We start from the raw sequence: 6,489 nt of genomic DNA, 5'->3' as shown, positions 1-6,489 counted from the left end.
AGATTAAAAAGTCCCCCTTATTAAGGGGGATTTAGGGGGATCTGAATCAGGAATTAACAAAACTGACATGCTCCCACTCACCTAGGGGCAATCTTCGACAATTATGACCAACAATATCTATGGGCTACTGGTAGCTATTGATGAATATCCCAGTCCTGTTCCTTCTTTGAATGGCTGTGTCAATGACATCCTAGAAATACAGGACTATTTGCAAGGGCGGGTCGCTGCAGATGGAGATAAACTTCACATCCGCACACTCTTGAATCAAGATGCTACCCGTAAGGCAGTTATTGATGGTTTTCGGGAGCATTTGTGTCAAGCTAGCCGTGAAGATGTTGCTTTCTTTTACTACGCGGGACATGGTTCTCAAGAGCAAGCCCCACAAGAGTTTTGGACAATAGAACCAGACCGATTGGATGAAACTCTAGTCTGTTATGACAGTCGCACTGAGGGGGGTTGGGACTTGGCTGATAAAGAGTTAGCCAAGCTAATTTCTGAGGTAGCTCAGAACAACCCCCACACTGTTATTATTTTAGACTGCTGTCACTCGGGTTCTGCAACCCGTGGCGAACTAGAAGCAGAAACAGCAATTCGTAAAACTTCCACCGACAAACGTCAGCGACCCTGGGATAGTTTTATTTTCTCCTTGAGTGAAACTGACAAATTATCAGCTGCCCTCAGCCCAGAAAAAAATCCTAGTGGTTGGAGTTTCCCTACAGGAAAACATATCGTCCTAGCCGCTTGTCGAGATAGTGAGACGGCGAAAGAATTCAACAGCAATGGCCAACCAAGAGGTGCGTTTTCTTACTTTTTACTGGATACCTTAAAGAAAGCCAATGGCAGCCTGACTTATCGGGATTTATTCAAGCGTGTCAATGCCCTAGTCCGCAGTAAGATCAACGCCCAATCTCCCCAAATCGAAGCGACGGAGTTGAATGATTTAGACCAACCTTTTCTGGGCGGTGCGATCGCTAACCGCACACCCTACTTTACTGTCTTCTATGACAAAAACCACGACTGGGTGATTGATGGTGGTGCAGTTCACGGCATTTCTCAACCGGTTCGAGATCAGACTACAATACTTGCCTTATTTCCCTTTGACACCCCTATAGAACAACTACGTCAACTCTCAACGGCAGTAGGTGAGGCAAAAATTTTGGCAGTAATGCCCCAGCTGAGTAAAGTTCAAATTAGTGGTATTGGGGATTTAGATCCCGAAATGACCTGGAAAGCAGTGATCATTAGTCTGCCCCTGCCACCGAAAGGGGTTTTATTGTCAGGAGAATCAGCTGGTGTAGAATTAGCCCGTAGCACCCTGCTCAACACTGGTCACAATCAGCCTTCGTTGTATGTTCGGGAAGTGGCAACCCCTGAAGCTGCCGAGTTTAAGTTACTGGCTCGTGACGGTAACTATTTAATTACACGACCAGCGGATGACCGTCCTCTAGTGGCTGCCATTTCAGGTTACACCGATGCCACTGCCTTGCAGGCGATTCAGCGATTAGAACATATCACCCGTTGGCTGACTATCACTGAACTGGCCAGCCCAGCTACCAGCCGCATTCGCCCCGATGCTGTGCAAATGCTGATTTACCAGCAGGATGGGCAACCTTTGCTAGATACTGACATTCGCCTGGAATATCGACAGGAAAATGGCAGGTGGCGATCGCCCACATTGAAAATTAAGCTGAAAAACACCAGTAATGAGCCGCTTTATTGCGCCCTGCTCGATTTAACCGACCGTTACGCCGTCTCAGCTGAGTTGTTAGATGGGGGCGGAATTTTTCTGCAACCAAGGGGGCAAGAGGGAGATCAAGTCTGGGTTAATCGCGGCAATCCGATTTGTCCTACGGTGCCCCAACAACTATGGCAACAAGCGGGGATTACGGAAGTTAAAGATATTCTCAAACTGATTGTCTGCTCCACGGAATTTGATGCCACTTTGCTCGAACAACCAAAACTTGACCTACCTCAACGTCCCGTGCCTACAGCCCATCGCGGTCATGGTACCCTGAACCGCTTGATGCAAAGGATTCCAGCTCGTGACCTCCCCAGCAGACCAAAAGAATACGAAATCTATGATGACTGGTTAACTAGCCAAATTAGCATTACTACCGTGCGTCCTCTACACAGTACTCCTATTCCCACAGGGGACGAGTCTGTCTTTCTGGGAGTAGGTTCCGCCCTATACGCCCATTCCGAATTTAGAGCAAAGGCACGTCTAACCACTCTCACCCAATCAACCAGGGATTTAGGTAATCATATGTTACCACCGATACTGCGGGAGGACCATCCGGGCATTGAGTCATTTGAGTTTACTAGCAGTCGGGGAACGGATCCTGGTTTAAGCGCGCTGGAATTAACTGAGGTGGAAAATCCGTCAGCCGTTACACCGAAAAATCCCCTGAAAGTTATTGTTGATCGACCCCTTGCTTCTAATGAACAACTGTTACCCATTAGCTACGATGGGGAGTTTTTCCTGCCTTTGGGACGGGCTCGGTCTACCCCGGAGGGCAAAACGGAGATTTTACTGGAACGGTTAACAGAACCAATTAGTGAAGGTAGCCGCAGCTTGGGGGGTTCGATCCGAATTTTCTTCCAAAAAGTAGTGTTTCAACAACTGGGGCTAGAGTTTAATTACCCAATTTTGGCAGCAGCGGATGTCACTGGCTCTGGAGTGGTCAACTATACAGTCAACTATACAACAGAGGTTGAACAAGTCAAGTCGCGGGTTGCCCAAGCCCAACGCATAGTCCTCTACATACACGGTATTATTGGCAATACCAAGAGCTTGCTGCCCAGCCTTCGCTCCGCCCAGGTTGAGGTGGATGGAACAGAAAAACCCCTGGCCGAATTGTATGATCTGGTGCTTACCTATGATTATGAGACTATAAATACCTCAATTGTAGAGAATGCTAAATTGCTGAAGCAGAGACTACAAGCTGTAGGGTTAGGGGAGAACCACGGTAAAATTTTTCACATTGTCGCCTACTCCATGGGAGGGTTGGTTTCTCGTTGGTTTATTGAACGAGAAGGAGGTAATCAGGTAGTTGGGCATTTAATTATGCTGGGTACACCCAATGCTGGTTCCCCTTGGTCTACGGTTGAAGATTGGGCATTAGCTACCTTAAGTATCGGTTTAAATGGGCTGTCAGAATTTACTTGGCCAGTACCAGTGATGGGGATTTTGCTTAAGGCTATTAACCGGTTTGTTGATGAGATTGAAACTATTGATATTTCCCTAGACCAGATGCATCCTGGTTCTGAGTTTTTGGAACAATTAGCAGCAAGTCCCGACCCCAAAGTACCTTACTCAATTATTGCTGGTAATACATCTATTATTCCTGCCGCCCTGAAAGCAGAAGCCAATCAAACTTCTAGTCCCTTGCAACGACTAATGCAGAAGTTATTTGATAAAGCTGTAGTTATGGCTTTCTTTGAGCAACCCAATGATATCGCTGTTACAGTACAAAGTATAAAAAGCGTAGGTTCAGACCGGAATCCACAACCGCAAATCCAGGAAATCGGCTGCGATCACCTGGTTTACTTTGCTGAACCAGTGGGGTTAACTGCGTTTTCTCAGGCGGTGATTCAAGCCCTAGAAAATAACTCTGACTTTGGATCTAAAACTGCTGCTACAAATACTATAGTTGCAAATCCTGTAGTTAATATTATTACTAATAATTCTCCAGAAAACAAAGCACTGAAATGGTGGATTATTGGGGTAGTTGGGGTATTAGTCGCGGCTATTGTGGGTTGGCTGGTATTAAAGCCATCCAATAATACCGAACCTAGTAATCAATCTCAACTAAGCGATAATTTAGGTCAATGATGGTAAATTGTTTTCACCAAATCTTGGTCATTTTTAGCACAAAACCCGCCAGTTCCGGAGCACCGCTAACGGTTTCAGGATTGTCCAAAATCTCTGGTTTGTGATTAGGACGATAAATGTAAATTTTCCGGTTGTGGCGGTCGATTAACCAACCCAGTGATGTGCCATTATCAAGGTATTCTTGCATTTTGTCTTGCAAGGCACTGAGTGTATCGCTGGCGGAACGTAACTCGATCACAAAGTCGGGGCAAATGGGGGCAAAGGAAGCTTTCTGTTCCTCGGTTAAGGCATTCCAGCTCTCCAGTTTAATCCAACAGGCATCTGGAGAGCGGATCGCTCCATTGGGCAAGGTAAAGCCGGTGCTGGAGTCAAAGGTTTCACCCGTACCGTCGAGATCAGCCCAGTTAGCCAATTGTTGAGCAATTTTAAGGTTCCGATTGCCTGTATCGGAAAAGACTGGGGGCATAATCACAACTTCTCCACTGGCGGTGCGCTCAATTCGTAGATCTCGATTGGCTAAACAGAATTCAGAAAACTGGGCAGCAGTCATGGGGATGATCCCAGGAAGATTCACCATCACAGGGACAGTTTGGGTTTGAATGAGTAGCCTAGTCATTATAGGGTTTGTATCTAGTTTGTAAACACGCTGATTGCATAAAAAGGCTTGGATACAAGAGGGGAAAGATATATCCGCCCATGACCCTAGGGGTTGTCTTCAAACTCCGAGATCCCCCTAAATCCCCCTTAAAAAAGGGGGACTTTGAGTATGGCTCCCCCCTTAATAAGGGGGGCTGGGGGGGATCTAATATCTTGCGGAAAACTTTGAAAACACGCCCTAGGGGTTGTCTGCCAAGGCGATATGTAAAGATTTATTACAAAACTAATAATCTCTTCATAAAGTAAATAGATTCTCTTGATGAATAAATAGAGACCCTTCCAATTTGGAAAAACTATACTCCATTCAGCTGTGTGAGCGTTATTATCCCGCCCACATAAAAATATATATTTGCCAAAATTGGATGCTTCAAATCACTAGTATTAAAGTTATCTTTATCAGTGCTTTTATAATAACATGTTCTCCCGCAATTTCGCCTTTATTATCGGCATCAATAACTACACCAACGGTATTTCTCCTCTGAATACCGCCGTCAACGATGCCAAAAAACTAGTTAAAATTCTCCGCATCAAGCATGATTACCAAGTCTGGGTCTGCTTAGACGAAGTGGCAACTCTGTCTAACTTCCACAAATTTTTATTTCATACCTTACCCGAACAAGTTACTGAAAATGACCGCTTATTCTTTTACTTTGCTGGTCATGGAGTTGCTCTCAATGGGGATGATGGCCCGGCTGGTTACTTAATTCCTCAAGATGCCAAACTGGGGGATACTAATAGTTATCTGCCCATGACCAAGTTACATGACGCTTTAAGTCAATTACCCTGTCGTCATTTCTTGGGTATCCTAGACTGCTGTTTTGCTGGTGCTTTTCGTTGGTCGAGTACCAGGGATTTACTCACATCGCCAGAAGTAATTCACCAAGAACGATACGACCGTTTTATTACTGACCCAGCCTGGCAAATCATTACTTCCTCAGCTTCTGATCAAAAAGCCTTAGATAACTTTAATTTAGATAGCGAACGCAGTCAAGTCGGCCATCATTCCCCTTTTGCTAGTGCATTATTAGAAGCCCTAGAAGGGGCAGCAGATATCTATCCTCTTGCCAAAAATGGTAAACCGGCTGGAGATGGGGTAATTACAGCCACAGAATTATATTTACATTTACGGAATCGAGTCGAAATACCCACAAAAAAATACCATCAGCGACAAACCCCTGGTATTTGGTGTTTAAATAAGCACGATAAGGGAGAATATATCTTTCTTTCTCCCGGACATAAACTTAATTTACCACCAGCACCACCTTTGGATCAATCACAAAATCCCTATCGCGGTTTAAACTCCTTTGACGAGAAACACAGTTCACTGTTTTTCGGTAGAACATTACTAGTAGAAAAGTTAGAAGATTTTGTCAAAGCTCATCCCCTGACAGTGGTGTTGGGTGCTTCTGGTTCCGGTAAATCTAGCTTGGTAAAAGCCGGATTAATTCCCAAACTACGGCAAGATAATACTGAGAAATGGTGTATTTTGCCAGCCATCCGTCCTGGTGAAACGCCCTTACAAGGGTTAAATAATGCTTTGAAAAATACCCAATTACCAGAGGTAGCAGCCCAAAACCCACAGCAGAACCTGGCAATGAGCATTGATGTTTGGGCGAAAAATAACCCCAACTCTAAGTTATTACTGTTTATTGACCAAAGCGAAGAAATTATTACACTCTGTCGAAACTTAGATGAGCGTAAGGAGTTTTTCCAACAGATACTCACAGCCATAAATGCCCATGGGGATAAATTACGGGTAGTATTAAGCCTACGTTCTGATTTTGAACCCCACATCTGTGATGTGGGCTTAAAGTTGGCACCGGAAGTAATAAATCAATTGGGAACCACGGTACTGATAAATCTTTGGCAAAGTGGACGATTTATTGTACCGGCGATGACACGAGGGGAACTAAGGGAAGCGATAGAAAAACCGGCTCAAGCACGGGTAATGTATTTTCAACCCCACGAATTAGTAGAAAAATTAATTGATGAAGTGGCGA

At 44.8% G+C, this 6,489-nt stretch carries 3 protein-coding genes; 2 read left to right on the top strand and 1 reads right to left on the bottom strand.

All coding sequences use genetic code 11. The features are described from left to right. The first annotated feature begins 103 nt into the window (after positions 1 to 103). On the top strand, positions 104 to 3,832 hold the full coding sequence (locus F6K20_RS19655) for a DUF7379 domain-containing protein (RefSeq protein WP_287295736.1): 3,729 nt from the start codon (positions 104 to 106) through the stop codon (positions 3,830 to 3,832). Between the two features lie 13 nt (positions 3,833 to 3,845). On the opposite strand, the gene F6K20_RS19650 is transcribed toward F6K20_RS19655, so the two are convergent. Further along, positions 3,846 to 4,448, bottom strand: coding sequence for a Uma2 family endonuclease (locus F6K20_RS19650; protein ID WP_287266274.1), 603 nt, complete (start codon positions 4,446 to 4,448; stop codon positions 3,846 to 3,848). A 456-nt stretch (positions 4,449 to 4,904) separates the two neighbouring features. Here F6K20_RS19650 and F6K20_RS19645 point away from each other — a divergent pair. Beyond that, positions 4,905 to 6,489, top strand: a 1,585-nt coding sequence (locus tag F6K20_RS19645; RefSeq protein ID WP_287295734.1) for an nSTAND1 domain-containing NTPase, incomplete at its 3' end; no start/stop codon positions are given.

It is taken from the genome of Moorena sp. SIO2C4, assembly GCF_010672485.1.
Classification (GTDB): domain Bacteria; phylum Cyanobacteriota; class Cyanobacteriia; order Cyanobacteriales; family Coleofasciculaceae; genus Moorena; species Moorena producens.
This window is presented reverse-complemented; position numbering and strand designations above follow the sequence as displayed.